A 25,863-nucleotide genomic window follows, 5' to 3' on the forward strand; every position below is an offset into this window, starting at 1 on the left:
GCCAGCAAGCGCGAGGAGGGTGGCCCCGTCCCCCGCATGCCCCGAGGACTGCCGCCATGTTGCTGGGGAGGCGGGTCCTTTATGGCCTTGGCTTGGGGGCCTTACCAGGGAATGGTCGTGCCATCGATGTCGATGAACCGCCCCCGGTCGGCCTCGGTCAGACCGGCCATGTTGCGACGCAGTCCTGCGGCGCTCTGGGCGGTGGTGATCTCGGCGTTGGGGCCGCCCATGTCGGTCAGCACCCAGCCCGGGTGCAGGGCGACCACATTGATGCCGCGTGGTTCGAGGTCGATCGAGGCGCTCTTGATTACCGCGTTGACCGCCGCCTTGCTCGACCGGTAGATGTAGCCGCCACCCGAGCCGTTATCGCCCATCGAGCCGACCTTGCTCGAGAGAATGCCGATCTTCTTCTCCCCGCTGCGCGCCACCTGGTCGGCAAACGCCTGCATGATCAGCATCGGTGCGATGCTGTTGATGCGGAACACCTCCAGCCAGGCCTCGACGTCGTGGACGTTGCCGAAGGCCACGCCTCGCGGGCCGTAGATGCCGGCGTTGTTGATCAGCCAGTCGATCGATTCGTCGGCCAGCTGGTCGGAAAGTGTCCGGATGGACTCGGCATCCGCAACGTCCACGGCATGCAGTTGCAGCGTCTCCGGGTGGGCGAAGGCCAATGCCTTGAGTTCGGCCGATTGCTCCGGATCACGCGCGGTGGCATGCACCCGCCAGCCGTCCTCGAGCAGCTGGCGGGTCAGATCCAGGCCGATGCCTCGATTGGTGCCGGTGATCAGGGCGGTCTTCATGCCAAAGTCTCCTTTCGGTTATCTGGGTGTGCGATTTTCATTCGGCCAGCCGGAATACCAGCTGGCCCTCCTTGACGTCAACGGACTCGACGCCCTCGGCGAGGGATTGCCAGAAGCCCGGCTCGCCACCGAATTCCGCGACCAGGTCGACGCCCTTGAGCCCGCCGATCCAGGTATTCGGCAGCGGCACGCCCCACAGGCTCACGCCGGTGACGACCACCGCCAGCCGGGATCCTTCCGGCGTCGGCACTTGCCGCACTTCGGCGCCCGCGTTCAGGCGTAGCGTCTGCCCGCCCATGACTGGGAAGTCCGGTGGCAGCGGCACCAGTAGCTTGACGCTGACCAGGTCCTCGGACAGGTCGATGGCCAGTCGCCGGGCCATCTCCGGGTCGCGGGCAATGATGGCATTGAGCTCGCGTTCGTCGAACTGCACCTCGCGCGGGGCGTCCTTCTCCCGGTATGGCTCGGGCTTGAGTCGACCCTGGTCATCGAACTCCTCCGGTCGCGAGGAAAACCGATCCCCCGCTCGGGGCGAGGGCTGGTCGGGCTGAACGCCGATGGTGGCAAGCTTGTCGTCGAGTGTCTGTTGCTCGGCCGCGTTCAGTTCGACCGGCTCGAACTGATCCGGGAAAAGAAAGTAGCGTACGGCGATTGCCCCGAGCACCAGGGTGACGATCATCGTGCCCACGATGATCAGGCTCACCCCGAGGCACCCGATGCCGCGACGTGGCTCGTCCGGCCGGGTGATGGGTTCGTCGGTCGGCGGGGTCTGGTTGGGCTGGTTCGGGTCGGTCACGGCAAGTCCTCGCGGCGTGCCGCCCAGGCTGGCGGCTCATCGAGGTTAGCATGCCAGCCGATACCCTGGCCGCGTCAGTGATCGTGACCGTGGTGATGCCCGGCGTGAGGGTCCGAGCGTTGGCCGAGCGAGAAGCGCCACTGGTATTGCAGGTAGAACTGGGTGTAGTGCTCCCGGTCGGTTTCCAGGGCGGCGCTGACCCGTGCGACCTGGGCGCGCAGTCGGCTGGTATCGCTGATCTGCCAGGTGGCGGCCGCCGTCCAGCGGTCGCTCTCATCAAAGTCGATATTCGCAGCGACAAGCGGGCCGCGTTTCTCGTTGGTGAAGCCAACCGCGTCGTAGCGCAGTCCGACCTCCCAGCGCGGGGCGATCCCGTAGGTGGCTTGCACGTACAGGCCGTCCTCGGTGAAGTCTCGCGCCTGGCCGATCACGCTCGGGTCGCTGGCGTGATGTGCCACCTCGAGGTTCTTCTCGGCGATCAGGTATTCGGCCGCCACGCGCCAGTCGCCTTGTCCGTGGGCGCCGTCCGCGTGAAAGGCGTAGGTGGCATCGAGCCCCCAGAGACGGGCCTCGCCGTCCAGGCCGTGCTCATCGAGTTCGTCGTGGTGATGGAATTCCTGGTGACTGCGAAACCAGGCAGCCGAGGCGCCGAGTTGCAGGGCATGGTCGTGGCCGAGCGCTGGCGACCACTTGGCAAATGCCGTGTACAAGCGGGGAGCGTCGTCCCGGCCCGGCAGGTCGTCGGCGTGGTCGGCCTCGGTGCCGAGACGTTCGTTGTTGTCGCCCTGGAAGGCCTCGATGCCAAAGCGCGTGTCGTGGTCCCATGCCGGTTGCCAGGTGAGTTGTGCGCCGATGTCGGACAGGCCGTGTACACCCAGCAGGGTGCGGTAGGGCAGGTTCTGGTCGACGAAATCCCAGTCGTGCGGGTGTCTTTCGTTGGCGTAGCCGATGCCGGAGTAGAACTTGCCGGCCTTGATCCGCAGCCCGGCGGGCAGGTCCGTGGTGGCGAGGAAGGCTTCCTCGACTTCCACATCGCCCCCGTCGTAGATGGCGACGTTCAGCCGTGCATCGAGCAGTTTCTCGATGCCGCCGGTCAGCGAGATTTCCGTGTGGCGGAGATTGAACCCCTGCTCGAGGCCGTGTTCGTGGTCGGCCGCCTCGTGGTCATGGGCATCGAAGATGCCGGCGGTTTCGCCGAGCCGGGCGTCGCCCTCGCCATCGGCATTGTCATCGTAGTAGACCCCGTCCAGAACGACCGTGAGTGTCGGGTCGAGTGGCAGTGCGGCTGCCTGGCCGGTGCCCCAGGGCACTACGCTGGTGGCGGCGAGCAGTGGGGCCAGACGGAGCGGCAAGTGGCGGGGCATGGTTCTTGTTCCTTGGTCAAGGTTGGTCTTAGTGATGTCGCAAACGTTATAACATAACGACAAGGACGGCTAGTCCTCCTCGGGGGAGAAGGTCCTGCGGCTGTCCCTGGCGCCGAACGGTTGTCCGCCTTTCGCCGAAACGAACAAGGCCGCGCGGACCCCAGCGGGGGCCGGCGCGGCCTTGATTGCCGGAGGCCCGGTTCGGTCAGCTGGAGGGTTTTTCCAGCAGCAGCGAGCGCTTCATCTTCTTTGGCAACGGCAGGCCCATCAGCTCGAGCACGGTCGCCGCGATATTGGCAATGCCGCCGCCGGTACGCAGGCGCACCGGGGTCTTGTCGATGACGATGCAGGGCACCGGGTAGGTGGTGTGCTGGGTGTGTGGGTCGCCGGTGACGGGGTCGACCATCTCGTCGCAGTTGCCGTGATCGGCGGTGAGGATGATCGAGTAGCCTTGTTCGCGCGCGGCGTCGACCAGCCGGCCGACCTCGAGATCGACCGTCTCCATGGCCTTGATCACCGCCTCGCGCACGGCGGTGTGGCCCACCATGTCGCCGTTGGCGAAGTTGACCAGCACGAAGCCGTACTGCTCGGCGCGCACCGCGTCGATGGCCGCATCCGCCACCTCGCGCGCGCTCATCTCCGGTTGCAAATCGTAGGTCGCTACCTTGGGCGAGGGCACCATGACGCGGTCCTCGCCGGCGAAGGTCTCTTCCTTGCCGCCGTTGAAGAAGAACGTCACGTGGGCGTACTTCTCGGTCTCGGCGCAGTGGAACTGCTTGATGCCGGCCTGGCTGATCGCCTCGGCCAGCACGTTCTTGGGCCGCTCCGGCGGGAAGCCGATCGGCGACAGGAAGCGTGGGTCGTACTCGGTCAGGCAGGTGACCACGATCGGCTGGTAGTCGCCGCGGTCGAAGCCGGTGAACTCCGCCTGGCCCAGCGCCTCGGTGAGCTGGCGCGGGCGGTCGTTGCGGAAGTTGAAGAAGATCATCGAGTCGTCGGCCGACAGCGGCTCGAAGCCGTCGAGCACCGCGGGGCGGATGAACTCGTCGTGCTGCTCGGCCGCGTAGGACGCGTCGAGCGCGGCACGGGCGTCACGGAAACGCGGGCCGTCTCCACGGACGATGGCGTTGAACGCCTCTTCCGTGCGCTCCCAGCGCTGGTCGCGGTCCATGGCGTAGTAGCGGCCGCTGATGGTGGCGATCGCCCCGCCGGCGTCCTTGAGCTTGGGCTCGAGCTGGTCGAGGTAGCCCAGCGCGGATTTCGGCGCGGTGTCGCGGCCGTCGGTGATCATGTGGATCAGCGGCCGGGCGCCGATCTTCTTCGCCATCTTGATCAAGGCGAGCAGATGACGGACGTGGCTGTGTACGCCGCCGTCGGACACCAGCCCGATCAGGTGGATCGGGCGACCGGCATCCGCGGCCTTCTGCATCGCCTGGTTAAGCGCGGAGTTCTCGTAGAAGCTGCCGTCCTTGATCGCGTCGTCGATGCGCACCAGGTCCTGGCGGTTGATCGCGCCGCAGCCCAGGGTCAGGTGACCGACCTCGGAGTTGCCCATCTGGCCGTCAGGCAGGCCGCATGCCCGCCCGGAGGCCTCGATCACCGTGTGCGGGTGGTGGGCGTACAACTCGTCGAGCCGAGGCGTTTCGGCCAGGCTCACGGCGTTGTGCTTGCGGCTCGGGTTGACGCCGACACCGTCCATGATCACAAGCAGGACGGGGCGTCGCGGGGCGATATTGGACATGGGCTTGCGTTCCTTGTTCGTGTTTCGGTTGGAGTCACCGGAACGAATCGGGTGGCGCGCGCCGTTATCCGCCCGGCGGGGGGGGGCAGCGGGCCATCCGTTTCATTCTGGGTTGGGCGGGCGAAGGTCCCCGCCCGGTTGACGAGGTCGACCGGTATCAGCGCCGGTCGTTGCGCTCGTCGTCGTTCGCGTCGGGCGTGTCGTCTCGACGTGCATCCGAGTCTTTTTGCTCGGATTCGGACGCGGTGGGCGCCTGGTCATACTGCATCTCTTTCCTGGCGCCTTGCGTGGCCTCGTCTTCACGCGCCTCGGCCTCGATCGCCTCGAGAGACTGCTGCTCACGCTCGATCTCCTCGAAGGCGCGATCGAAGTCGAAATCGTCGTCCTTCTCGGTTTCAAAGGCCCGGCCGGGGCCCGTGCCGCTTGCGGTTGCAGGGCTGCCGCCGGCGGGCGAGCCGCCGCCCGTGCCACCGCCGGGCGGGGTGTCATCCGGCTCGGGTTCGTCGTCGGTCGGCAGCACGGGGCCGCCCTGGCGCTTGAGCAGGATGCGGCCGATGACGATACCCAGTTCGTAAAGGAACCAGACCGGTATCGCCATCATGAACTGCGACAGGATGTCCGGCGGGGTGAAGATTGCGCCGAGGATGAACGCGACTAGGATTGCGTAGCGGCGCTTTTCCGCCAGTTGATCGGGCGTGACCACGCCGATCAGGATCAACAGCACGGTCGCCACCGGCACTTCGAAGACGAAGCCGAAGGCGAAGAACATCGTGATGACGAAGCTCAGGTACTCGTTGATGTCGGGCGCGAAGCTGACTTCCGCCGGCCCGGTGCCGGCGAGAAAGCCGAAGACCACCGGAAAGACCGCGAAGTAGGCGAAGGCGGCGCCCAGGTAGAACAGGACGGTGCTGGAGAAGACCAGCGGGATCACCATCTTGCGTTCGTGCTGATACAGCCCCGGCGCAATGAAGGCCCAGAGCTGATAGAGCAGGAACGGGATCGCCAGGAACAGGGCGGTAAAGCCGGCGAGCTTGAGCGGAATGAAGAACGTCGAGGCGACCTGAACGGCGATCATGCTGGCGCCTTCCGGCAGGAACTGCGACAGCGGATCGGAGAGCAGGCGGAACAGGTCGTTTCGGAACGGGAACAGTGCCAGGAAAAGCACGAAGACCACGGCCACCGACTTGATCAGCCGGTTGCGCAGTTCGACCAGATGCGAGACGAAACCCGCCAGACCGGAGGGTTCGTCAGTTGTCGCGTCCGCGTTCCGTTGGCTCATCTTGGTCTTTTGCCGTCGATTCCTGGGTCGTGGCCGGCTCGGCCGGGGTATCGGTGTCGGCCGATTCGAATGGGCGGCGGAAGGTCTCGCCGGTTTCCGATTCCAGTCGGCTCAGCTCGTCCTCGAAGGTGTCGGGCACCTCGTCGTCGAGCGCCTTGAGGCGGCTGCCCTCGGCGCCCGTGTCCGGGGAGTTCTCTGAACCGTCAGCCTGCTTGCCGGCCTTGTCGAGTCGAGCCTTCTCGGCCTCGGCCGAGCTGCGCATGGTCTGTTCGGCATCGGACAGGGCGCTTTTGACGCTCCTCTCGGTGCCCGAGAGGTCGTCGCGGGTCTCCTCGACCATCGCGCGCAGCTTGCTGATCTCGGATTCCTGCGAGTTCAGCAGCTGCTTCATGTCCTGCATGTTGAACTCGCTGTCCATCTCGGCCTTGGCGTTGGCGACGAACTTGCGGACCTTGTAGGTCCATTCGCCCGCCTTGCGCGCTACGCCGGGCAGCCGTTCGGGGCCGATGACCACCAGGGCCACGACCAGAATGAGCGACACTTCCCAGAAGCTGAAGCCGAACACGGATCAATACCGATGCGCGCTTGGGATCAGCTGTCCTTGCGCTCGGTCGACTTCTCGGCGGTGTTTTCCTTGCCCGCCTCGATGGTCTCGCTCTCGATCACCCGGTTGGCGTTGGGCTGCTCGCCCTCCTTGTGTTCCAGGTTCTCGGCGCGTTTTTGCTCTTCCTCGTCCTTCTCCGACTCGTCCTTCACGGCGGACTTGAAGCCCTTGATCGCGCTACCGAGATCGGTGCCGAGGTTCTTCAGACGCTTGGTGCCGAACAGAAGCAGCACGATGGCGAGAATGATCAGCCAGTGCCAGATGCTAAAAGTACCCATGATCGCGATCTCCTACTGATGTCCTGTCAATCTTGTGCGCGCCGTGCCTTTTCTTCAAGGCCCGACAATCCGAATCGGCGTTCGAGCTCGTCGAGCACGTCCGCCGGGGTTAGGTTGGCATCGGCCAGCAGTACCAGGCTGTGGAACCACAGGTCGGCCATCTCGTTGATCAATTCGTCGCGGTCGTCGCCTACCGCGGCAAGCGCGACCTCGACCCCTTCCTCGCCCACCTTCTGGGCGATCTTCGCCCGCCCCTTGTGGTACAGGCTGGCGACATAGGAACTGCCCGCATCCGCGCCCTTGCGTTGCTCGAGCAGGGCGGCGAGCTGTTCCAGCACCTCGGTCGATCGGCGGTCAGCCGTTGCCATAGATCGCTCCCGGGGATTTCTTGACCTCGTCGGTCGCCTGCCAGCGACCGCCCTCGAGACGACGGTAGAAGCAGGACTCGCGGCCGGTGTGGCAGGCGATCCCGCCGTGCTGTTCGATCGACAGCAGCAGCACGTCGCCGTCGCAGTCGAGCCGGATCTCGCGCACCCTCTGGGTGTGGCCGCTCTGCTCGCCCTTGTGCCAGAGTTTCTGGCGCGAGCGCGAGTAGTACACCGCCTCGCCCAACTCGGCGGTCTTCTCGACCGCCTCGCGGTTCATCCAGGCGAACATCAACACCCGGCCGGTCGTGGCGTCCTGCGCGATGGCCGGCACCAGGCCGTGCTCGTCGAAGGCGATCGTCTCGATCCAGTCGCGCGACTCGCGGAATGCCGGGGGTGTTGCCTGAGATTCGGTCACTGTCGGTGTCGTCTTTCAGCGGTGGGCGGGCCGGTGGCCGGCGCGGGAGTATATCAGGGATGGCGAAAAAACCGTCAGCAGTGACAGCGCAGCCGGGTTCAGTCGCGCACCTCGATCCCGGCCTTGGCCATCACGGCCTTGGCCTCACTGATGCTGTAGGTGCCGAAGTGGAAGATGCTGGCGGCGAGCACGGCATCGGCATGGCCCTGCGTGATGCCGTCGACGAGGTGATCGAGGTTGCCCACGCCGCCGGAGGCGATCACCGGGATCGGTACGGCGTCACTTATCGCGCGGGTCAATTCGAGGTCGAAGCCCTGCTGCATGCCGTCGCGGTCCATGCTGGTGACCAGCAGCTCACCGGCGCCCAGCGCGGCCATGTGTTCGGCCCACTCGACGGCATCCAGCCCGGTCGGGTTGCGCCCGCCGTGGGTGAAGATCTCCCAGCGCGGTGGCTCGCCCTCGCCCGAGACGCGCCGGGCGTCGATGGCGACCACGATGCACTGCGAGCCGACCGCGTCGCTCATCTCCTTGATGCGCTCGGGGTGATGCACGGCCGTGGTGTTGATCGAGACCTTGTCGGCCCCGGCGTGCAGCAGCCGGCGCACGTCGGCCAGCGTGCGGATGCCGCCGCCGACCGTCAGCGGGATGAATACCTCGGCGGCGACGGCCTCGACCACGTGCAGCATGGTCTCGCGCCCCTCGTGGGAGGCGGAGATGTCGAGGAAGGTTAGCTCGTCGGCGCCGGCCTGGTTGTAGCGGCGCGCCGCCTCGACCGGGTCGCCGGCGTCACGCAGGCCCTCGAACTGTACGCCCTTGACCACGCGACCCTCGGCCACGTCCAGGCAGGGAATGATGCGCTTGGCAAGCCCCATGGCCTACTCGGAGAACGGCGGGATGCCCGCACGGTCGTCGATGCGTTTCTGGGCTTCCTTCAAGTCGATGGTGCCTTCGTAGAGCGCCCGGCCGATGATCGCGCCGGAGACGCCGTCATCGGCGGCATCGATCAAGAGATCGATGTCGCTCATGTCGGTCACGCCGCCCGAGGCGATGATCGGGATGCGTACCGACTTGGCCAGCTCGCGGGTCGCCTCGATGTTCGCGCCCTGCATCATGCCGTCGCGGGAGATGTCGGTGAACACGATCGCGGCGACGCCGTCGTGCTCGAAGCGCTGGGCCATGTCGTGGATGTCGTGGTGCGAGAGCTTCGACCAGCCGTCGATCGCCACCTTGCCGTCGCGTGCGTCCAGGCCGACGATGATGTGCCCCGGGAAGGCCAGGCAGACATCCTCGACGAAGTGCGGCTCGGAGACCGCCTTGGTGCCGATGATGACGAAATCCACGCCCAGCTCGAGGTACTGCTCGATGGTGGCCTCGTCGCGGATGCCGCCGCCGACCTGGATCGGCAGGTCCGGGTAGGCCTCGCAGATCGCCTTGATGACTTCGCGGTTCTTGGGGCTGCCGGCGAAGGCGCCGTCGAGGTCAACCAGGTGCAGACGGCGCGCGCCGGCCTCCACCCAGCGGCCGGCCACGGCGACCGGGTCGTCGGAAAAGACGGTGTCGTCGTCCATGCGCCCCTGGCGCAGGCGCACGCATTTGCCTTCCTTGAGATCGATGGCGGGGATCAGGAGCATGATTCGGGCGTCCTCGAAATGCGGCTGTCGTGTTGCGATGCGGTCAGGACCAAGGTCCGGACCAGCGGGTGAAATTGGCCAGGAGCTTGAGGCCGTCGTCGGCGCTCTTCTCCGGGTGCGCCTGGATGGCGAAGACGTAGTCATCGGCCAGCGCGGCGCAGTAGGTCAGGTCGTAGTCGGCCGTCGCGACCGGGTGGGCCGGGTTCGTTGGCTCACAGTAATAGCTGTGCACGAAATAGAAGCGCGCGTCCTGACGAATGCCGTCAAACAGCGGGTGATCCTGCGTCTGGTGCAGCTGGTTCCAGCCCATCTGCGGCACCTTGAGCGACTCATCCTCGGGGCGAAAGCGCTTGACCTGGCCGGGAAACCAGCCCAGCAGGTCGACGCCATCGTTCTCCTCCGAGCGCTCCAGCAGCACCTGCATGCCCATGCAGATGCCGAGGAACGGCCGCGTCTGCGCCGCCTCGCGCAGGGCGGCGGGCAGGTTGCGCTCGCGCAGGGCGCTCATGCACTGGGCCGCCGCCCCCTGGCCGGGGAAGACCACCTTCTCGGATTCCAGGATCACCTCGGGGGCGTCGGTGAGCACCACGTGGGCACCATCCGGGGCGACGTGCTCGATGGCCTTGACCACCGAGCGCAGGTTGCCCATCCCGTAATCAACGACGGCGATCTGCATTACGAGGCACCTCGTAAAATCTGCTGCGCCACCCGATTGCTGCGTCGCGTGCTCACTAACGCGAAGCTGGCGTAAGCCCGCTCCTCACCTATCTTGCCGATATGTCTCGTCGCTCGCTCCGCGGCTCCTTGCACTCGTGCACCTCGCGACGATTTTCCGAGGCGCCTCACAGCGAGCCCTTGGTCGACGGGATGGCGTCGGCCTGCCGGTCGTCGGCGCTCAATGCCATCCGCAGCGCCCGGCCGAAGGCCTTGAACATGGTTTCGGCCTGGTGGTGCGCGTTGCGCCCGCGGAGGTTGTCGACGTGCAGCGTCGCGCCGGCGTGGTTGACGAAACCGCGGAAGAACTCCTCGACCAGTTCGGTCTCGAAGCGGCCGATCAGCGACCGGGTGAAATCGCAGTTGAACTCGAGCCCCGGCCGTCCGGACAGGTCGATCACCACCCGCGAGAGCGCCTCGTCCAGTGGCACGTAAGCGTGCCCGTAGCGGACGATGCCACGCTTGTCGCCGACGGCCTTGGCCACCGCCTGGCCGAGGACGATGCCGCAGTCTTCGACGGTGTGGTGATCGTCAATCTCGGTGTCACCGTCGCAGCTCAGCGTGATGTCGATCAGCCCGTGGCGGGCGATCTGGTCGAGCATGTGTTCGAAGAAGGGCACGCCGGTCTCGAGGCGGGCCTTGCCCTCGCCGTCGAGATTGATGTCGATGGCGATGCGGGTTTCGTTGGTCTCGCGGCGGATCTGCGCGGTGCGTGCGGCCATGGTCGGTTCGCGTCTCGGGCGGTTGGAATTTGGTTGAGCGGGAAACCTTCCCGAATCGGGAGCATACAATGCCCGCCGCGGCACGTCAGCCTCTGGTCGGAAAACGGCTTGGGTCGTTCGGCGACGATCCGCCCTCGATCCTCCCGGGGCGGGGTTGACCGCGCGTCGATTTTGCCGTTAAATGCGCAGCCTCGTCGCCCGGCGACGGCGCCTGATGTGCGCCGGCAGCGACAAGCGGACATGGCCAGATAGCTCAGTTGGTAGAGCAGGGGATTGAAAATCCCCGTGTCGGGGGTTCGATTCCCTCTCTGGCCACCACGATTCCCGAAAACCCCCGATCCTCGCATCGGGGGTTTTTTCGTTTCGGGAAATGTGGTCTTGCCTGGCTGTCTTTTGTGCCGGCGCCGCTGGCCGCATACTGGTCATGTCAAAGGCGGAGGCAGAGCGCATCGATGCCGAGAGTTCCCTATCAGGCCTGTTTCGAGCAGTCGCAGGACGTGCTCTTTCTGATCGCCCGGCGAGCGGATCGCGCGTTTGTCTATCGCGAAGTCAACGCCGCCCTGCTGCGCGATACCGGGCTGTCCCGCGAACAGATCGTGGGCAAGACACCGCGCGAGCTCTTGCCTGCCGAACAGGCCGAACATCTCGAGACCGTGTATGCCGAGTGCTTCGCCAGCGGCGAGCCGGCCCTGGTCGAGTCGATTTTCGATGTGCCCAGCGGCAATCGCAGTTGGCAGATCCAGTTGAGCCCGCTGCGCGACGAGCAGGGCGAGGTGGTGGAGTTGTTGGGATCGGCGCGGGATATCACCTGGAGCCGTGACTTCGCCCAGCAGTTGCATACGGTCTCGCGGCAGTTGCCTGGCTTTGTCTACCAGTTGCAGTGGTCGGGCGGAGAGGACTGGCGATTTCTGTTCGTTGGCCAACGGGTCGAGGAGATGTTCGGCGTGAGTCAGGCCGAGGTGCTCGCTGATGCTGAGGCCTTGCTTGGCCGGATTCACGCGGAGGATCGCGATCGCGTGCTGGCCGACAGCATCGAGTCAGGCAGGCGGCTGGAGCCCTGGCAGGCGGAATTCCGCATGTGCCATCGTGATGGCCGCGTACTCTGGGTGGAGGCCAACGATCTGCCGCAACGGCTGCAGGATGGCACGATCATCTGGACCGGCTACGTCAACGACATCTCACGGCGCAAGACGCTAGAGGACGAGCTGCGCATCGGTGAGGCCCGCTATCGACAGCTGGTCGAGAACGCCAACGACATCATCTATACGCTCACGCCCGACGGGGTGTTCAGCTACGTTTCGCCCAACTGGGCCACAACACTGGGCCACCCGGTCGAGACCGTGGTCGGCACCCATATCCGTGACTACCTGCACCCGGCGGACCTGTCTCATTGCCAGGGCTTCCTCGAGCAGGTGCTGACTTCCGGCCAGCCGCAGAGTGGCATCGAGTACCGGGTGCGTCATCAGGACGGCCATTGGCGTTGGCATATCAGCAATGCCGCGGCGTTGCGTGGTGAAAACGGCGAGGTGGTGGCGTTTCTCGGCATCGCCCGCGATATCACCGAGCGGCGTGCCATGGAGGAGCGCATCCGTCAGTTGGCCCAGCACGATGGCTTGACCGGACTGGCCAATCGGGCGTTGTTCTTCGAACATCTCGAGCAGTCATTGCGGCTGGCGGCCCGGCACGGCGAGAAGGTGGCCCTGTTGTTCATCGACCTCGACGAGTTCAAGCCGATCAACGACCGTCTCGGTCACGCCGCCGGGGACGAAGTGCTGGTGACCACCGCCTGGCGGCTGGTCGACGGTCTGCGCGAGTCCGATCTGGTGGGGCGGCTTGGTGGGGACGAGTTCGTCGTCCTCCTGCATACCCCTGCCGGCAGCGAGGAGGCATTGGCGGTCGCCGGGGCGTTGTGTCGATCGTTGGCCGAGCCGTTAACAGTCGAGGGCCAGACCGTGGGGGTGTCGGCGAGTATCGGTGTGGCCCTTTACCCAGACCACGCGGTCGGTGGCGATGACCTGGTGCGGGCGGCCGATCGGGCGATGTATCGCGCCAAGGCGGCGGGGCGCAACCGGGCCGCGTTGGCCGAGTGAGGCCTGCGGCGGGCATGCGCAAGATCATCCATGTCGACATGGACGCCTTCTATGCCTCGGTCGAGCAGCGCGATCGGCCCGAGTTGCGCGGTCGGCCCGTGGTGGTCGGTGGCGATCCGGCTGGCCGCGGCGTGGTCGCGGCGGCGAGCTACGAGGCACGACGGTTCGGCATTCATTCGGCGATGCCGGCCGCCCGCGCTGCCCGTGCCTGCCCCGAGGTGGTCTTCCTGCGCCCCCGGTTCGATGTCTACCGCGCGGTTTCGCGCCAGATTCACGAGGTATTTCGCCGCTACACCGATTGGATCGAACCCCTGTCGCTGGACGAGGCGTACCTCGATGTCAGCGACAGCTCGGCCTGTCGCGGGTCCGCCACCCTGATGGCCCGCGAGATCAAGGCGGCGATTCGCGAGACGACCGGGCTGATCGCCTCGGCCGGCGTGTCCTACAACAAGTTTCTCGCCAAGCTCGCCTCGGACGTGGACAAGCCCGATGGTCTCTACCTGATCGATCCCGAGGCCGCGCCGGCATTTATCGAGACGCTGTCGGTGGGCGATTTCCATGGCGTCGGGCCAGCCACCGAGCGACGCATGAGGGCGCACGGCATTCACACTGGCGGCGATCTGCGCCGACACGAACTGCATGAGCTGGTCGAGTGGTTCGGCAAGGCGGGGCGGCACTACTACCAGATCGCGCGCGGCATCGACGAGCGCCCCGTGCAGAGCCGGCGCGAGCGCAAGTCGCTGGGGCACGAGACCACCTACGCAAGCGACCTGATTGCCCGTAATGAGGTCGAGGCGGCCCTGCCCCCGTTGGTCGAGCGGGTCGCACGGGACCTGGCGGCCCGCGAGCTTGCCGCCCGCACGGTCACCCTGAAGGTCAAGTACGCGGATTTCGTTCAGATCACCCGTCGGCGCACCTTCACGAGGCCGTTGTCGTCGGCCGGCGAGTTGCTGGGCGCCTTGCCGGGGCTGCTCGATGACACCGAGGCGGGGAGCCGGCCGATTCGGCTGCTGGGGGTGACCTGTTCGGGGCTCGAGGCCCGAGCAGGACTGCCGTTGGGGGAACTTGATCTCGGCTGGCCGTCGGCGGGCTGACGGGGCGAGGAGTGACTAAAGTCAGCACCAGTTTCTCGATCGGGGTTCGCCGATGACACTCGAAGTCAGCTTGCTGACCGTCTTTATCGCCGCGTTGATCACGGCGCTGACCACCGGGCTGGGCGCCATCCCGCTCGCCTTCGCCCGGCACGTGGATGACCGCTGGCTGGCGGTGGGTGCCGCCCTGGCCGCGGGCCTGATGCTGGCGGCCAGCCACAGCCTGGTGGCCGAGGGCAGCGCCATCGGTTCATGGCGTGTATTGCTGGGGATGGCCTCGGGCCTGGTCCTGGTCGTGCTCGCCGACCGCTGGCTGGATCGACACGACACCCCGGATGTCAGTGACCTGCAGGGGGCGGATGCGAGAAAGGCCCTGATGATCGTCGGGGTGATGACCATCCATTCCTTCGCCGAGGGTGTGGGAGTCGGGGTCTCCTATGGCGGTGGCGAGGATCTGGGCATGTTCATCACGGCGGCGATTGCCGTGCACAACATCCCCGAGGGGCTGGCCATCGCCCTGGTGCTGGTACCGCGCGGTGTGCCGGTCTGGCAGGCTGCCGGTTGGGCGATCTTCTCCAGCCTGCCGCAGCCATTGATGGCCGTCCCCGCCTACCTGTTCGTGACCGCCTTCGAGCCCTTCCTGCCAATCGGGCTGGGACTGGCCGCCGGGGCGATGATCTGGATGGTATTTGCCGAATTGTTGCCGGACGCCAACCGTCACCTGACAGCGACCAACGTGGGGACCGTGGTGGTGCTGTCCTTCATGGCGATGTTCGCCTTTCAGCTGGCGATCGCGCATTGAATGCGCACATTGATCGGGAGCCCTGCCGTGGTGCGATCCGGCGTGGGTGATGAGGATCACTATGTGCTGATGGGGCAATATTCGTTTCCCGTGATATTTTCCCTTCGAAATCAGTCACTCGGCGTGGTATTTTATAATTGTATTTCCGCCGTTTCGGGGGCATGCTTGTTTCCCGAATCGGAGCAGAACGAGGGCAGGGATCATGAAACGCATCAATACATTAGGCGCCGGCTGCCTGGCGCGGGCGCTGGCATTCTCGCTGGCGGCCGGTGGGCTGGCCCTGCCGCTGTCGGCGCAGGCGGCCGACCTTCCGGCGGCAGTCGCGCAGGATCTCTATGAAAACGGCGGTGTCGAGCACTGGCTGCCCAAGGCCGAAAAGGGCGACATCTTCGCCCAGTACGTCCTGGGGCACATGTACTGCAACGGCAAGAAGGTCGAGAAGAACTACGAACTCGGCATGCGCTGGTACCGAAAGGCGGCCGATGCCGGTTTCGCCCCGAGCCAGCTGGCGGTCGGGACCATGTACTTCCAAGGCCAGGGTGTCGAGCGGGATCGCGACGAGGCACTTGACTGGTTCACCCGGGCTGCCGAGGAAGGTTATGCACGTGCCCAGAGCAACCTGGCCGCGCTCTACCTGGGCGAAAAGGGTGTCGAGCCGGACTACGAGAAGGCCTTGCATTGGTATGGCAAAGCGGCCGCCCAGGGGCACACCGTGGCCCGCTACAACCTCGGCATGATGTACGCCCATGGCCTGGGCCTGGACGAGCCCGACTACGTGGCGGCCTATGGCCTGCTCAGCCCGCTGGTGGAGAACGGTCACCGGGCGGCAGACGAGCTGATGCAGTCGTTCCTCGGTGAAATGGACGAGGAGGAGTTGGTCGCCGCGCGTGAGCTGTCTGAGGAGTTGCAGGCGCAGGACCGAATGTTGGTCGCCTTGGACCAACGGGCGGCCAACCGCTGAGAACCCCGCCAACGGACCGGCCAAACGGTTTGGATTGAACGGCGCCTTCGGGCGCCGTTTTACGTTGGCGCCCGGGATTGTCCGGGATTCCCCGCTGCCGACTGGCTCAGAGCAGGGGCGAGGTCAGGCGGGCTAGATTCTGTGTCAGGATGCGGCCGCGGCCACGTTCGTCCCATTGCTCGCGAGTCAGCAGTGGGCAGACGCGTCGGTAGGCCTCGATCTGGTCGGCCAGTCGGGCGGCGGTTTCGCTGGAGTAGCACAGCAGGCCGAATTCGGCGTTGATCAGCGAGGAACGTACGTCGAGATTGGCGCTACCCACCAGCGAGAGCTGGCCGTCGCAGAGGGTGATCTTGCTGTGCAGCAGTCGGGTCGGGTGGCGCCGGATGATCACGTCGGCCTCGAGCAATTCGTCGAAGTAGGATTCCTGTGCCAGTTGCACCAACGGGTGGTCGAGCGATTCGGGCAGGATGAGCTCGCAATGCACCCCTCGACGGGCGGCGGCCTTGAGCGCATCGAGGGTGGATTCGTCGGGGACGAAATACGGCGTGACGATTTCGACCCGTTCGGTGGCGGCATGCAGCAGCCCGAGCAGCAGTCGTTGGAGCAGCGGCTCGGGGTACTCGGGGCCACTGGGCAGGCCGACGCAGGACTCGTGTCCAGCGGTGACCGGTGTCGGGAAATAGCGTTCGGTGTCGAGCAGGAGGCCCGTCTCCAGGTACCAGTCGCCGGCGAAGATCGCCTGCAGCTCGAGCACGACCGGCCCCTCGATGCGCAACATCAGGTCCTCGTAGGACTGCCCGCGGCGAAATTCCGGGTGCACCAGGTTCATCGAGCCGGCGTAGCCGACCTGTCCGTCGATCACCACCAGCTTGCGGTGGTTGCGCAGATCGAAGCGTGCCGACTTGCGCGGCAGCTTCGAGCGCGGGAACGCCCGGCCAACCGCGATGCCGCGACGGGCGAGTCGCCGCAGATCGCGCATGTTTTCCTTGGAGCCGAAGTCGTCGACGATCAGCCGGACGGTCACGCCCCGCGCCGCCGCCCGTTCCATGGCATCGAATACCGGGCGGGTGGCCCGGTCGATCGCGGCAATGTAGAAGGTCAGGTGCACATGATCCCGGGCCGCGTCGATTTCGCGCACCAGTTCGGCGGCAAAGGCGTCCATCGAATCGATCAGGCCGATGCGGTTGCCGTCGAACAGCGGAAACTGGCGCCAGCGACGCACCATCTGGTCGACCGCGGCGAAGCGTGCCGGCAGGTTGCCGCTGCCTTGTGGCTCCGCTTGGGCGAGCCGGTCGGTGATCGGGCGCAGGGTATGTGTCAGATGGGCGACCTTCTCGGCGCGATCGCGGGAAATCCGGGGCCGGCCCACCAGCAGGTACATCACCAGCCCGACGATCGGCAGGAAGAAGAGCAGCAGCAACCAGGCCGTCGCGGCAGCGGGTGGGCGGCGCAGCGGCACGATGAACAGGGCGGCGAGCCGGATCGTCCACTCGATCAGGACGTAGAGCTGCGCGATGGGCGAGTCGAGCGCGTTCATCAGCGCTTGCCGCCGCCCGAGGCGCGAGCCAGCACGCGGTCCATCGCCCGCGTGGTCAGCAGGCGCTTGAGCACGGCGAACAGGTAGGTCGGCACGGTTACCGGGTAACGCGCCTTCGGTCGGCGTGATTCGATCGCATGGATCACGCGGCGGACCACGGCCTCCGGCGGCAGGGTGAACGGTGCGGCCGGGCCGGGTTTCTTCAGCCGCTCGAGCTGGCGCTCGTATGCCTCGCGGTGCACCGAGCGCTGCCAATCGATGTTCGCCTCGAAGGCCCGCTGAGCATTGGCGCGAAAGCGCGAGGTGATGGGGCCGGGTTCGATCAGGGAGACCTCGATGCCGCTGCCCGCCAGTTCCAGGCGCATCGTGTCGCTGATGCCCTCGAGCGCGAACTTCGAGGCGACATACGCGCCGCGAAATGCCAGCGCGCTCACCCCCAGCACCGAGCTGTTCTGCACGATGCGACCGAAGCCCGCCTCGCGCATCGAGGGGATGAGGTGGTTGGTCAGTTCCACCGTGCCGAGCAGGTTGGTCTCGAGTTGCGCGCGCAGGGTGGCACGGTTCAAATCCTCGACCGCACCCGGCTGTCCATAGGCGCCGTTGTTGAAGAGGGCCTCGATCGGCCCGCCGGCCGCCTCGACCGCCGCGGTATGCCCCGTGCGGATGGACTCGGGGTCATCCAGGTCCAGCTCCACGGCCGGGATGTGGGTATGCGGCCACGCGGTCACGTCGGCCGGGCTGCGCAGACTGGCAACCACCTGATGGCCTCGCGCGGCGAGCATCTCGGCGGCGCGTCGGCCGATGCCGGATGAGCAGCCGGTGATCAGGACGCGACGGGATTGGGTGGCGAGGTCGGACACGAGGGGCTGCTCCTTGGAATCAGGTCGGGCGATTGCGCCTGAGTTCACAGCACTTATACTCCGGGATCAACTCCGAATCACATGAATACCAGAGACGAGGTGAGGTTGCATGGCATTCGAGAATCAGGCCACCGTTCAGACGGGGGTCTCCCAGCTCGAGACCTACAAGGTCATTCGCAACACCTACATGATGCTGTCGCTGACGCTGCTGTTCTCGGCGCTGATGGCGACGGTCTCCCTGCTGGCCGGCGTGCCGGGCTGGACATCGCTGCTCACCCTGGGTGGCGCACTGGTGCTGGTCTGGTTCGTCCTGCCGCGCACGGCCCATTCGGCCACCGGCCTCGGCGTGGTGTTTGCCATCACCGGCCTGCTGGGCTTCGGGCTGGGCCCGATGCTGAGCCACTACCTCGCCCTGCCCAACGGTGGGCAGATCGTCATGACTGCCCTGGGCGGTACCGGCGCGATCTTCCTCGGCCTGTCCGGTTACGCGCTGGTCTCGCGGCGTGACTTCTCCTTCATGGGCGGCTTTCTGGTGGTCGGCCTGGTGGTGGTGCTCGCGGCCATGCTGGGCAACATCTTCCTCGAGATCCCGGCGCTGTCCATGGCGATCTCCGCGGCGGTTGTGCTCCTGATGAGCGGCTTTATCCTCTACGACACCGGCCGGATGGTGAACGGTGGTGAGGACAACTACCTGCTTTTGACCGTCAGTCTGTACCTGAACATCTTCAACCTGTTCGTGCACCTGCTCAGTCTGCTGGGGATGAACCAGAACGACTGACACAAGGGGCGCTTGCCCGACTCGGTCGGCGGCCGGGTCGCGGGCGTCAGCACACCGGACCCCTTGCCTCGTGCAAGGGGTCTTCTTGTACGTGATCACCGGAAATGGGCCCATTGGCGTGGGCCGAGAGGAGTGACGTGATGGATCTCTGGATGAAGATCGGCATGGCCGTGCTGCTCGGTGCGGTCCTGCTCTTCCTGCTGCCCCGGGTCAAGCCGATGATGGCGGCTAGTCGCAAGGGTTCGCGCGAGGAATGGCTGGGAGTGGCATTGATCCTGCTTGCCGTGGCCGGGTTCGTGGCATTCCTGATGAGCCTCGTCGGCAACTGACGGGATCTTGGCGGCGGTCAGGGAAGGTCTGCGCGAAAACACTCGCGGGCATCAAGTTTTTGCCCCGCGGGTCGATAACAACGCTTACCCACAAGAATCGCGCGGGAATCAGCCCGTCCTGATATAGGAACGAGGGCAGGAGGAGCAGATGCTAGGTTGGTTGAATCGTTTCAGTTTGTCGCAGAAGAACCTGCTCGGGTTCGGGTTGATCCTGGCCCTGATGGTCGCGATCGCCGTGCTCACCATGGTGAACATGAACAAGGTGGCCCACGAGGTCGAGGAAGTGGTCGAGCGCGGTCAGCCCGCGGCCTTTGCCGCCGACACCATTCGCATTCAGGTCGAACGCGGGGTCGGGGCGCTGGGTTTCTACCTGCAGAGCCAGCGCGACGAGGACCTCGCCCGCTTCCGCGACGCCCTGGAAAAGGTCGAGGCTGCACGCTCAGAACTGGCGCGTTACCGAGACAACTCGGGCGGCAACCTCGACGATCAGATCGACCGGTTCACCGGCACCGCCGAGAAGATCATCACCATCTCCGGTGACGAGGCGGCCAACAACCCGGGCATGCAGTATGCCAACGAGAACGCCAACCCCTTGCAGCGCGAGATTTCGGGGCTGCTTGGCCAACTGCTTAACGCCGAGGAAAACGCCGATGCCAGCCGTTATTCGCGCCGCCGGTTGGTAATGGACCTCGCTCGCCTGCAGGCCGACTGGGGTAACGTGGTCGCCGGCCTGCGTGGCTTTATCTCCTTCCGCTCGCCGGCCCTGCGCGAGAACTTCAACCTCTACGCCAACCAGGCTCTCGAGCGCACGCAGAAGATCGCCGACGAATACGACTACCTGCTCACCTTCGAGCAGGTGGACGCCGTCGAGCAACTCAACGAGAAAGTGCCGCAATTCATCGAGGCGGCCAACCGCGCCTTCGACATACACGCCTCCGAGAAGTGGCGCATGGACGCCTACCTGGTGCGGACCGAATTGACGCCGGTCTTCAAGGAGATCGAGGAGAGCGTCGAGTCGATCGTCGCGCGCGAGCGGGGCGAGATCGCCGAGCGCTCCAAGAGCCTGATGGCGGCGCTGGAATCGACCAGCAACTGGCAGATCGGCTCGGTGATCGCCGGGATCCTGGTGGTCGGGCTGCTGGCCTGGCTGTCGGTGCTGACTATCTCCCGGCCGCTGCAACACATCGCCGGTCGCATGCGCGATATCGCCGAAGGCGACGGCGACCTGACCCAGCGGCTGCCGGCCGAGGGCAACGACGAGATTGCCCAGGTGGGGGCGGCCTTCAACACCTTCGCCGACACCGCGCAGAACCTGGTGCGCGAGGTGGCCCGCTCGTCGTCGGCCATGTCCGAGGCCTCCGAAAGCCTCGAGCGTGCCTCGCGGCGCGGTCGGGAAGGCGCCAAGCGCGAAGAGGCGGCGATCGATTCGCTGATGACCGGCATGGGCCAGACCCTGGAGGCCGCCGAAGAGGTTGCCCGCGGGGCCGAGGAGGCCAGCTCGGCCGTGCAGCAGGCCAACCGCCAGCTGCATGACGGCCTGGGCCAGGTCAACGGCAGTGCCCGCAACGCCGAGGAACTCGACGAGGTGCTCACCCGCGCCGAGGGCATCGTCGCCAACCTCTCGGATCAGTCGCAGTCGATCGGCAAGGTGCTGGACGTCATCGGCTCAATCGCCGAGCAGACCAACCTGCTGGCGTTGAACGCGGCCATCGAAGCGGCGCGTGCCGGCGAGCAGGGGCGCGGCTTCGCGGTCGTCGCCGAGGAAGTGCGCTCGCTGGCCAATCGCACCCAGGATTCGACCCGCGAAATCACCGATATCATCGCCCGGTTGCGCGAGGGTGCCGGCGAGGCGGTCGAGGCAATGACCAGCGGCCGCGAGGTAAGCAACAAGAGCCTCGAGGCGGTCACCCAGGCCGACCGCATGCTCAACGAGATCGCCTCGGCCTTCGAGCGGCTCGAGGACATGAGCACGCGCATCGCCGCGGCCGCCGAGGAGCAGACGGCCGTCTCCGGCGAGATGAAGACCAGCATCGAGCACATGAGCGAGACCACCAGCGACAACGCCCAGGCCGCTCAGGAAACCGCCGATGCCGGTGAATCGGTGGCTCGCTATGCCCACGAGCTCTCGCGTCAGGTGAGTAAGTTCAATACCGGCTGAGCCGAGCCACGTCTGCTAGCCAGCCATCGCCCGGGCCGCCCCCGGGCGATGTCGTTTCTGGATGGTTGTTCCGGCGGGTGCTTGGCCTAGAATGACAACAAGTTCATTGCGCCGCCCGGCGTAAGTCACGGCCCCGGGGCCAAGGAGATCGGAATGCGCACTACCGCCTATCTGCTCGCGTTCGGCTTGTTGATCCCGTTCTGGGCCCTGGCGGCACTGGCGTGGATGACCACGCCGGCCTGGTCGGCCCATGCGCTCGATGCGCTGTCCGCCTATGCCGCGGTGATGCTCGGCTTTCTCGGTGCAATTCACTGGGGCGTGGTCCTGGCGACCACGCCCGCCGAGCGCGCCCTGCTGGTCGGGGATGCGCGCCATCGCCTGGCCTGGGGCGCGCTGCTGATGCTGGCTGCCTGGGTTGTGGCGATGCTGCCCTGGGCGGTGCTGTCGCTCTCGCTGCTGTTCCTGCTGCTGGTGGTTTCCTGGCAGATCGATCGCCACTGGCTCGATAGCCTGCCGGTCGGCTGGTCGTACCAGCGACTGCGCCAGTGGTTCACGCTGCTTGCCGCGCTGGCGTTACTGGCGGCCATCGCCTCGTGGATGCGGCCATTGTTGCCCATGGCGGGGCCCGCGGGGGGCGCATGAACGAGCAGCCGCAGATGCCGGACGACGAGGACAAGCCCGGCAAGGGTGGGCGATTTGTCACCCTGCGCCGCTGGCTGATTGCCGGCATCCTGGTCTGGGCACCGCTGGCGGTGACCTTTTGGGTGGTCAACGCCCTGATTTCCTTCATGGACAAGAGCATCGTGCTGCTGCCCTCGGCCTATCGGCCGGAGGCCCTGATCGGCTTCGAACTGCCGGGCATGGGGGCGTTCTTCGCCGTGGTGATCGTGCTGCTGACCGGGGCGCTGGTCGCCAACATCCTCGGGCGCAGCCTGATCCATGCCTGGGAGCGACTGCTCAATCGCATCCCGCTGGTGCGCAGCATCTACTCGGCGGTCAAGCAGGTGGTCGAGACCTTCGTCTCGCAGGACTCGCGCTCGTTTCGCGAGGTGGTGCTGGTCGAGTACCCGCGCCGCAACGCCTGGTCGATCGCGTTCGTCTCGGGCGAGCCGATCGGCGAGGTGCAGGACCGCATCGAGGAACACCTGGTGACGCTGTTCGTGCCCACCGCGCCCAACCCCACCTCGGGGTTCGTGATCATGGTGCCGCGCTCGGAGCTGGTCGAGCTCAACATGACCGTCGAGGAGGGCTTTCGCATGGTGGTCTCCCTGGGCGTGGTCCTTCCGCCGCGTCGCGATGGCGATGGGCGTGTGCTCGATACCACGCCGCCTGAGCCGTACCTCGGCCGTACGGATTCGCGCGACAAGGGTTGAGCCGGCCGGCAGCGCTCGAAAAATCCCGCCGCTGGCGCTACCATAGCGGGCTTTTCACCACGACGGATTTGATGACCATGCCGATGCGGACACATACCTGCGGACAAGTCGACCAGGCGCTGCTCGACCAGGAAATCGAGCTGGTCGGATGGGTCAACCGGCGCCGTGACCACGGCGGCGTGATCTTCGTCGACCTGCGCGACCGGGACGGCCTGGTGCAGGTGGTGTTCGATCCGGACGACCCCGAGATGTTCGCGGTCGCCGAGACGCTGCGCAACGAGTTCGTCATCCAGGTGCGCGGCCGGGTGCGCAATCGCCCTGAGGGCACCGAAAACCCCAATATCCGCTCGGGTCAGATCGAGGTCCTCGGTCTGTCGCTGACCGTGCTCAACCGCGCCGAGCCGCTGCCGTTCCAGCTCGACGATGAGCGCGTCTCCGAGGACGTGCGGCTGCGCTACCGCTACCTCGACCTGCGCCGCCCGGAAATGCTCGATCGTCTGCGTCTGCGTCACCGCGTGACCAGCGCCATGCGTCGCTTCCTTGACGACGCCGGCTTCATCGACGTCGAGACCCCGGTGCTCACCAAGGCCACCCCGGAGGGCGCGCGCGATTACCTGGTGCCCTCACGCACCCACCCGGGCGAATTCTTCGCCCTGCCGCAGTCGCCGCAGCTGTTCAAGCAGTTGCTGATGGTCTCGGGGCTCGAGCGCTACTACCAGATCGTCAAGTGCTTCCGCGACGAGGACCTGCGCGCCGATCGCCAGCCCGAGTTCACCCAGCTCGACCTCGAGATGAGCTTCGCCGACGAGGCGACGGTGATGGGCCTGATCGAGAACATGATGCGCCATCTGTTCATCGAGGCGGTCGAGGTCGCCCTGCCCGATCCGCTGCCGCGCCTGACGTGGGCTGATGCCATGCGCCGCTTTGGCTCCGACAAGCCCGACCTGCGTATCCCGCTGGAACTGGTCGACGTGGCCGATCTGGTCAAGGACGTCGACTTCAAGGTCTTCTCCGGCCCGGCCAAGGACCCGCGCGGTCGTGTCGCTGCACTGCACGTGCCGCAGGGCGGCAAGATGCCGCGCAGCCAGATCGACGACTACACCAAGTATGTCTCGATCTTCGGCGCCAAGGGCCTGGCCTACATCAAGGTCAACGACGCGGCCGCCGGGCGCGAGGGTCTGCAGTCGCCAATCCTGAAGTTCCTCACCGACGAGGCGATCGCCGGCATCATGGAGCGCACCAATGCGGCCGACGGCGACCTGATCTTCTTCGGCGCCGACAAGACGAAGATCGTCAACGAGGCACTCGGCGCGCTGCGCGTACGCCTCGGCCATGATCTCGAGATGGTCGAGCACGGCTACAAGGCGCTGTGGGTGGTCGACTTCCCGATGTTCGAGTATGACGAGAAGGACGGCCGTAACTACGCCTTGCACCACCCGTTCACCGCGCCGCACCCGGACGATATCGATAAGCTCGATTCCGAGCCGGAAAACGTCCGTTCGCGGGCCTATGACTTCGTGCTCAACGGCTACGAGCTGGGCGGCGGTTCCGTGCGTATCCACGACCCGGCGATGCAGCAGCGCGTGTTTACCCACCTAGGCATCGACGAGGCCGAGGCGCAGGACAAGTTCGGCTTCCTGCTCGATGCGCTCAAGTACGGCGCGCCGCCGATGGCCGGCGTGGCCTTCGGTCTCGATCGCATCGCCATGCTGATGAGCGGGGCGACCTCCATCCGTGACGTGATCGCCTTCCCGAAGACCCAGTCGGCGGCCTGCCTTTTGACCGACGCGCCCGGCGAGATCGACCCGGCCGCCCTGCGCGAGCTTTCCATCCGCGTGCGCCTGCCGCCCAAGGAAAGCAAGGAAGACAAGGGCTGAGCGCCGCCCGACCTTGCAATCGGTGCTGCTGTCCATAGTCATGGGTGGTAGTCGTGCCCTGTTCGTTGGCCGCCGGCAATCGCCGGCGCGCCGTCCTTCCCGGGAGGCCGTATGACCGCGAATGCCCAATCCGATCGCGCCGCGCGCGAGATCCCCGTCGCCCTCGAGCCCGAGATCGCCCGCATTGCGCTGGCCTCCAAGCCGGCCGCGCCGGTGACCGCCGAGGAGCGCGAGGCCCTGCGCGCCGAGATCAAGGAGTTGCTGGTCGAGCAGAATGCGGTGCTGGTGGTCCACTACTACGTCGATGAGGACCTGCAGATCCTGGCCGACGAGACCGGCGGGCGGGTATCCGACTCGCTCGACATGGCCGCCTTCGGCGCCGAGCACGAGGCGCAGACGCTGGTCGTCTGCGGGGTGCGCTTCATGGGGGAGACGGCCAAGATCCTCAGCCCCGAAAAGCGGGTGCTGATGCCGGAACTGCACGCCGAGTGCTCGCTGGATCTCGGCTGTCCGCCCGAGGAGTTCACCGCCTTCTGCGACGCGCACCCCGACCGCACGGTGGTGGTCTACGCCAACACCTCGGCCGAGGTGAAGGCGCGCGCCGACTGGGTGGTCACGAGCTCGAACGCGCTGGAGATCGTCACGCACCTCAAGGAGCGCGGCGAGAAGATCCTCTGGGCGCCGGACAAGCACCTGGGGCGCTACATCCGCGACAAGACCGGCGCGGACATGCTGCTCTGGGAAGGCTCCTGCGTGGTCCACGACGAGTTCCGCGCCGACGCGTTGGCCGAGCTCAAGGCGAAGCACCCGGAGGCCGCCATCCTGGTCCATCCGGAATCGCCCGAGGCGGTGGTCGAGATGGCCGACCGGGTAGGTTCGACCTCGCAGCTGATCAAGGCGGCCACCGAACTGCCCAACGAGACCCTGATTGTGGCGACCGACCGCGGCATCTTCCACAAGATGGCCGAGGCCGCGCCGGGCAAGACCCTGATCGAGGCGCCCACCGGCGGGCGCTCGGCGACCTGTGTCTCCTGTGCGCACTGCCCGTGGATGGCGATGAACGGGCTGGTGAGCGTGCGGGACGCGCTCAAGCACCCGCAAGACCACGAGATCACGGTCGACCCCGCGATCCGGGTCAAGGCGGTCGAATCGATCCAGCGCATGCTCGACTTCTCGCGCAGCCGGGGCATCGTCACTCAAGGCAACAACGACGCCTGAGTCGTCATTCCCCTGCTTCTGTCTCGAAAGGCCCGTCCCGTGACGGGCCTTTCTCGTTTCCGGGGCGGGCGGCCTGG

26 protein-coding genes and 1 tRNA gene are annotated in these 25,863 nt (G+C 66.2%); 12 read left to right on the forward strand and 15 right to left on the reverse strand.

From position 1 onward, the window contains the following. Positions 1 to 101: 101 nt before the first annotated feature. The 13 genes from VWP12_RS03230 to hisB all read right to left on the reverse strand — a co-directional run bounded on the left by VWP12_RS03230 (position 102) and on the right by hisB (position 10,712). Positions 102 to 800 carry an SDR family oxidoreductase gene (locus VWP12_RS03230; protein WP_410474588.1) on the reverse strand — a complete coding sequence of 233 codons (699 nt, stop codon included), beginning with the start codon at positions 798 to 800 and terminating at the stop codon, positions 102 to 104. A 37-nt stretch (positions 801 to 837) separates the two neighbouring features. Next, entirely contained in the window at positions 838 to 1,596 is a 759-nt protein-coding gene (locus tag VWP12_RS03235; protein WP_410474589.1) for a hypothetical protein, read from the reverse strand. 74 nt (positions 1,597 to 1,670) lie between these two features. Further along, positions 1,671 to 2,960, reverse strand: coding sequence for a porin (locus tag VWP12_RS03240; protein ID WP_410474590.1), 1,290 nt, complete (start codon positions 2,958 to 2,960; stop codon positions 1,671 to 1,673). A 205-nt stretch (positions 2,961 to 3,165) separates the two neighbouring features. After that, a complete protein-coding gene (gene gpmI / locus VWP12_RS03245) occupies positions 3,166 to 4,701 on the reverse strand; it encodes a 2,3-bisphosphoglycerate-independent phosphoglycerate mutase (protein ID WP_410474591.1) in 1,536 nt (511 codons plus the stop codon). Between the two features lie 157 nt (positions 4,702 to 4,858). Beyond that, on the reverse strand, positions 4,859 to 5,980 hold the full coding sequence (gene tatC / locus VWP12_RS03250; RefSeq protein ID WP_410474592.1) for a twin-arginine translocase subunit TatC: 1,122 nt from the start codon (positions 5,978 to 5,980) through the stop codon (positions 4,859 to 4,861). Continuing rightward, positions 5,949 to 6,545, reverse strand: coding sequence for a Sec-independent protein translocase protein TatB (gene tatB, locus VWP12_RS03255; RefSeq protein WP_410474593.1), 597 nt, complete (start codon positions 6,543 to 6,545; stop codon positions 5,949 to 5,951). The genes tatC and tatB overlap by 32 nt, the downstream gene beginning before the upstream one ends. Positions 6,546 to 6,571: 26 nt before the next feature. Then, the gene (gene tatA / locus VWP12_RS03260) at positions 6,572 to 6,862 is read right to left on the reverse strand and encodes a Sec-independent protein translocase subunit TatA (protein WP_125199481.1); all 291 of its coding nucleotides are present in this window, start codon (positions 6,860 to 6,862) and stop codon (positions 6,572 to 6,574) included. 26 nt (positions 6,863 to 6,888) lie between these two features. Further along, on the reverse strand, positions 6,889 to 7,230 hold the full coding sequence (locus VWP12_RS03265; RefSeq protein ID WP_410474594.1) for a phosphoribosyl-ATP diphosphatase: 342 nt from the start codon (positions 7,228 to 7,230) through the stop codon (positions 6,889 to 6,891). Then, positions 7,217 to 7,645: a phosphoribosyl-AMP cyclohydrolase gene (gene hisI / locus VWP12_RS03270; protein ID WP_410474595.1), complete on the reverse strand. Its 429-nt coding sequence runs from the start codon at positions 7,643 to 7,645 to the stop codon at positions 7,217 to 7,219. The genes VWP12_RS03265 and hisI overlap by 14 nt, the downstream gene beginning before the upstream one ends. A 98-nt stretch (positions 7,646 to 7,743) precedes the next feature. Continuing rightward, the gene (hisF, locus tag VWP12_RS03275) at positions 7,744 to 8,517 is read right to left on the reverse strand and encodes an imidazole glycerol phosphate synthase subunit HisF (RefSeq protein WP_410474596.1); all 774 of its coding nucleotides are present in this window, start codon (positions 8,515 to 8,517) and stop codon (positions 7,744 to 7,746) included. Between the two features lie 3 nt (positions 8,518 to 8,520). Further along, a complete protein-coding gene (hisA, locus tag VWP12_RS03280) occupies positions 8,521 to 9,276 on the reverse strand; it encodes a 1-(5-phosphoribosyl)-5-[(5-phosphoribosylamino)methylideneamino]imidazole-4-carboxamide isomerase (RefSeq protein WP_410474597.1) in 756 nt (251 codons plus the stop codon). A gap of 43 nt (positions 9,277 to 9,319) precedes the next feature. Further along, positions 9,320 to 9,952, reverse strand: coding sequence for an imidazole glycerol phosphate synthase subunit HisH (hisH, locus tag VWP12_RS03285; protein ID WP_125199476.1), 633 nt, complete (start codon positions 9,950 to 9,952; stop codon positions 9,320 to 9,322). Between the two features lie 166 nt (positions 9,953 to 10,118). Beyond that, a complete protein-coding gene (hisB, locus tag VWP12_RS03290; RefSeq protein ID WP_410474598.1) occupies positions 10,119 to 10,712 on the reverse strand; it encodes an imidazoleglycerol-phosphate dehydratase HisB in 594 nt (197 codons plus the stop codon). A 242-nt stretch (positions 10,713 to 10,954) separates the two neighbouring features. Here hisB and VWP12_RS03295 point away from each other — a divergent pair. The 5 genes from VWP12_RS03295 to VWP12_RS03315 all read left to right on the forward strand — a co-directional run bounded on the left by VWP12_RS03295 (position 10,955) and on the right by VWP12_RS03315 (position 15,656). After that, a tRNA-Phe gene (locus VWP12_RS03295) sits at positions 10,955 to 11,030 on the forward strand. Positions 11,031 to 11,164: 134 nt separating this feature from the next. Beyond that, on the forward strand, positions 11,165 to 12,802 hold the full coding sequence (locus VWP12_RS03300) for a PAS domain S-box protein (RefSeq protein WP_410474599.1): 1,638 nt from the start codon (positions 11,165 to 11,167) through the stop codon (positions 12,800 to 12,802). Between the two features lie 14 nt (positions 12,803 to 12,816). Beyond that, positions 12,817 to 13,896, forward strand: coding sequence for a DNA polymerase IV (gene dinB, locus VWP12_RS03305; RefSeq protein ID WP_410474600.1), 1,080 nt, complete (start codon positions 12,817 to 12,819; stop codon positions 13,894 to 13,896). Between the two features lie 268 nt (positions 13,897 to 14,164). Beyond that, positions 14,165 to 14,695, forward strand: a complete 531-nt coding sequence (locus tag VWP12_RS03310) for a ZIP family metal transporter (protein ID WP_410474935.1) — start codon at positions 14,165 to 14,167, stop codon at positions 14,693 to 14,695. A 202-nt stretch (positions 14,696 to 14,897) separates the two neighbouring features. Continuing rightward, a complete protein-coding gene (locus VWP12_RS03315; protein WP_125199471.1) occupies positions 14,898 to 15,656 on the forward strand; it encodes a tetratricopeptide repeat protein in 759 nt (252 codons plus the stop codon). Positions 15,657 to 15,762: 106 nt separating this feature from the next. On the opposite strand, the gene cls is transcribed toward VWP12_RS03315, so the two are convergent. Both cls and VWP12_RS03325 read right to left on the reverse strand, forming a co-directional pair. Further along, positions 15,763 to 17,193, reverse strand: coding sequence for a cardiolipin synthase (cls, locus tag VWP12_RS03320; RefSeq protein ID WP_410474601.1), 1,431 nt, complete (start codon positions 17,191 to 17,193; stop codon positions 15,763 to 15,765). Then, positions 17,193 to 18,053 carry an SDR family NAD(P)-dependent oxidoreductase gene (locus VWP12_RS03325; RefSeq protein WP_410474602.1) on the reverse strand — a complete coding sequence of 287 codons (861 nt, stop codon included), beginning with the start codon at positions 18,051 to 18,053 and terminating at the stop codon, positions 17,193 to 17,195. The genes cls and VWP12_RS03325 overlap by 1 nt, the downstream gene beginning before the upstream one ends. A gap of 109 nt (positions 18,054 to 18,162) precedes the next feature. Here VWP12_RS03325 and VWP12_RS03330 point away from each other — a divergent pair, with 109 nt between their 5' ends. From VWP12_RS03330 to nadA, 7 genes are all read left to right on the forward strand, one after another. Beyond that, on the forward strand, positions 18,163 to 18,831 hold the full coding sequence (locus VWP12_RS03330; RefSeq protein ID WP_410474603.1) for a Bax inhibitor-1/YccA family protein: 669 nt from the start codon (positions 18,163 to 18,165) through the stop codon (positions 18,829 to 18,831). 140 nt (positions 18,832 to 18,971) lie between these two features. After that, positions 18,972 to 19,160 carry a hypothetical protein gene (locus tag VWP12_RS03335; protein WP_125199467.1) on the forward strand — a complete coding sequence of 63 codons (189 nt, stop codon included), beginning with the start codon at positions 18,972 to 18,974 and terminating at the stop codon, positions 19,158 to 19,160. Between the two features lie 148 nt (positions 19,161 to 19,308). Continuing rightward, complete coding sequence (locus VWP12_RS03340) at positions 19,309 to 21,318, forward strand: methyl-accepting chemotaxis protein (protein WP_410474604.1); 2,010 nt, start codon at positions 19,309 to 19,311, stop codon at positions 21,316 to 21,318. A gap of 153 nt (positions 21,319 to 21,471) precedes the next feature. Next, on the forward strand, positions 21,472 to 21,960 hold the full coding sequence (locus VWP12_RS03345) for a DUF3429 domain-containing protein (protein ID WP_410474605.1): 489 nt from the start codon (positions 21,472 to 21,474) through the stop codon (positions 21,958 to 21,960). 14 nt (positions 21,961 to 21,974) lie between these two features. Beyond that, the gene (locus VWP12_RS03350; protein WP_410474936.1) at positions 21,975 to 22,691 is read left to right on the forward strand and encodes a DUF502 domain-containing protein; all 717 of its coding nucleotides are present in this window, start codon (positions 21,975 to 21,977) and stop codon (positions 22,689 to 22,691) included. A gap of 83 nt (positions 22,692 to 22,774) precedes the next feature. After that, on the forward strand, positions 22,775 to 24,568 hold the full coding sequence (gene aspS / locus VWP12_RS03355) for an aspartate--tRNA ligase (protein ID WP_410474937.1): 1,794 nt from the start codon (positions 22,775 to 22,777) through the stop codon (positions 24,566 to 24,568). Between the two features lie 111 nt (positions 24,569 to 24,679). After that, positions 24,680 to 25,786: a quinolinate synthase NadA gene (gene nadA / locus VWP12_RS03360; RefSeq protein WP_410474606.1), complete on the forward strand. Its 1,107-nt coding sequence runs from the start codon at positions 24,680 to 24,682 to the stop codon at positions 25,784 to 25,786. Positions 25,787 to 25,863: the final 77 nt, after the last annotated feature.

Origin of the sequence: Guyparkeria sp. TX1 (assembly GCF_046523965.1) — a bacterium.
Taxonomy (GTDB): domain Bacteria; phylum Pseudomonadota; class Gammaproteobacteria; order Halothiobacillales; family Halothiobacillaceae; genus Guyparkeria.